This is a genomic window from Collinsella sp. AM18-10 (genome assembly GCF_003471585.1).
Classification (GTDB): domain Bacteria; phylum Actinomycetota; class Coriobacteriia; order Coriobacteriales; family Coriobacteriaceae; genus Collinsella.
In genome coordinates, this window is record NZ_QRJO01000034.1 from 1 (window position 1) to 3,239 (window position 3,239).

2 rRNA genes are annotated in these 3,239 nt (G+C 63.0%); both read left to right on the forward strand.

The features are described 5' to 3' along the window. Positions 1 to 4: 4 nt before the first annotated feature. Positions 5 to 1,511, forward strand: a 16S ribosomal RNA gene (locus DW211_RS09945). Positions 1,512 to 1,907: 396 nt separating this feature from the next. Continuing rightward, positions 1,908 to 3,239 (forward strand): 23S ribosomal RNA (locus tag DW211_RS09950); the annotation flags it as partial.

Sequence of the window (3,239 nt, forward strand, 5' to 3'; positions counted from 1 at the left end):
ATTTTGGACGGAGAGTTCGATCCTGGCTCAGGATGAACGCTGGCGGCGCGCCTAACACATGCAAGTCGAACGGCACCCACCTCCGGGTGGAAGCGAGTGGCGAACGGCTGAGTAACACGTGGAGAACCTGCCCCCTCCCCCGGGATAGCCGCCCGAAAGGACGGGTAATACCGGATACCCCGGGGTGCCGCATGGCACCCCGGCTAAAGCCCCGACGGGAGGGGATGGCTCCGCGGCCCATCAGGTAGACGGCGGGGTGACGGCCCACCGTGCCGACAACGGGTAGCCGGGTTGAGAGACCGACCGGCCAGATTGGGACTGAGACACGGCCCAGACTCCTACGGGAGGCAGCAGTGGGGAATCTTGCGCAATGGGGGGAACCCTGACGCAGCGACGCCGCGTGCGGGACGGAGGCCTTCGGGTCGTAAACCGCTTTCAGCAGGGAAGAGTCAAGACTGTACCTGCAGAAGAAGCCCCGGCTAACTACGTGCCAGCAGCCGCGGTAATACGTAGGGGGCGAGCGTTATCCGGATTCATTGGGCGTAAAGCGCGCGTAGGCGGCCCGGCAGGCCGGGGGTCGAAGCGGGGGGCTCAACCCCCCGAAGCCCCCGGAACCTCCGCGGCTTGGGTCCGGTAGGGGAGGGTGGAACACCCGGTGTAGCGGTGGAATGCGCAGATATCGGGTGGAACACCGGTGGCGAAGGCGGCCCTCTGGGCCGAGACCGACGCTGAGGCGCGAAAGCTGGGGGAGCGAACAGGATTAGATACCCTGGTAGTCCCAGCCGTAAACGATGGACGCTAGGTGTGGGGGGACGATCCCCCCGTGCCGCAGCCAACGCATTAAGCGTCCCGCCTGGGGAGTACGGCCGCAAGGCTAAAACTCAAAGGAATTGACGGGGGCCCGCACAAGCAGCGGAGCATGTGGCTTAATTCGAAGCAACGCGAAGAACCTTACCAGGGCTTGACATATGGGTGAAGCGGGGGAGACCCCGTGGCCGAGAGGAGCCCATACAGGTGGTGCATGGCTGTCGTCAGCTCGTGTCGTGAGATGTTGGGTTAAGTCCCGCAACGAGCGCAACCCCCGCCGCGTGTTGCCATCGGGTGATGCCGGGAACCCACGCGGGACCGCCGCCGTCAAGGCGGAGGAGGGCGGGGACGACGTCAAGTCATCATGCCCCTTATGCCCTGGGCTGCACACGTGCTACAATGGCCGGTACAGAGGGATGCCACCCCGCGAGGGGGAGCGGATCCCGGAAAGCCGGCCCCAGTTCGGATTGGGGGCTGCAACCCGCCCCCATGAAGTCGGAGTTGCTAGTAATCGCGGATCAGCATGCCGCGGTGAATGCGTTCCCGGGCCTTGTACACACCGCCCGTCACACCACCCGAGTCGTCTGCACCCGAAGTCGCCGGCCCAACCGTCAAGGGGGGAGGCGCCGAAGGTGTGGAGGGTGAGGGGGGTGAAGTCGTAACAAGGTAGCCGTACCGGAAGGTGCGGCTGGATCACCTCCTTTCTAGGGAGATAAGTTCTTAGAGAGACAAACTTTAACTCGAATAGAGGGCAGGAGCCCGTCCGGTGGATGTCGCCCGGGGGAAGTCCCCGCAGCACCCGGTCCCCGGGGTCGCACCCGCGTACCTTGAGAGCCGCATAGCGATAGGAGAGAGATGGAAGATCATTCTTCCAGACTCGATTCTTTTCTGCGATTTATCAGACAGAATGATAGCAATCATTCATCCGATCCAAACAAGAAGAATTCACTTATTAATGAGTGAGGAGCATCTGATCGCGAGCACAGTCAACTACTGTGCCGCGGTATGAGATACCCGAATTGCGACATACGAGCGCTATTCATGATATCGATTAATTAATTTTAGCGACACGTGGATATCCCGCGGGCCCGAGAGCGGTCCCGCAAGATACCACGGGCGCACGGCGGATGCCTTGGCACAGGGAGCCGATGAAGGACGCGGCAAGCTGCGATAATCCCCGGCGAGGAGCACACATCCTTCGACCCGGGGGTCTCCGAATGGGCGAACCCATCCGTAGCAGTACGGATATCCCGGCCCTGAACGCATAGGGGCCGGGAGGACAACCCGGGGAACTGAAACATCTAAGTACCCGGAGGAGAGGAAATCAATCTCGAGACTCCCCGAGTAGCGGCGAGCGAAAGGGGACCGATGGCCAAACCGTCGAGCGGGCATACCCGGCAGGGGTTCCGCCGACGGGGTTGCAGGGCCGCGCATCCGGGGGCTGCCGCCCCCGGGCGCAGGTCCGGCTGGGGAGCGGAACGGCATGGGAGGGCCGGCCGCAGCGGGTGACAGCCCCGTACGCGAACCCAGACCGGACGGCGCGACGCGGTCCCTGAGTAGGGCCGGGCACGTGAAACCCGGTCCGAACCTGGGTGGACCACCATCCAAGCCTGAGTACTACCCTGTGACCGATAGCGCACCAGTACCGTGAGGGAAAGGTGAAAAGCACCCCGGGAGGGGAGTGAAACAGTACCTGAAACCGTGCGCCCACGAGCAGTCGGAGCAACTTTATGTTGTGACGGCGTGCCTTTTGTAGAATGAGCCAGCGAGTCGCTGGCGCGGGGCGAGGTTAACCGAAAGGGAGCCGGAGCGAAAGCGAGCCTTAACAGGGCGACTTGAGTCCCGCGCCGCGGACGCGAAGCCGGGTGAGCTATCCGTGGGCAGGCTGAAGCGGGGGTAAGACCCCGTGGAGGGCCGAACGCACGTCGGTTGAAAACGGCGGCGATGACCTGCGGATAGGGGTGAAAGGCCAATCAAACCCGGAGATATCTCGTTCTCCCCGAAATAGCTTTAGGGCTAGCGTCGCGCGTTCACCGCCGGAGGTAGAGCACCGGATGGACGAGGGGGCTTCGCCGCCTACCGAATCCAACCGAACTCCGAATGCCGGCGGCCCAGAGCGCGGCAGTCAGAGCATGTGGGCTAAGCTGTGTGCTCGAGAGGGAAACAGCCCGGACCGCCCGCTAAGGTCCCCAAGTTCCAGCCGAGTGGCAAAGGATGTGCGTCCGCCCAGACAACCAGGATGTTGGCTTAGAAGCAGCCATCCATTCAAAGAGTGCGTAACAGCTCACTGGTCGAGTGGACATGCGCCGACAATACACGGGGCTAAGCTGGACACCGAAGCGGCGGGATTTTATCTATATAGAATCGGTAGGGGAGCTTCCCATGGGCGGCGAAGCCGCCGGGCGACCGGCGGTGGAGCGCATGGGAGTGAG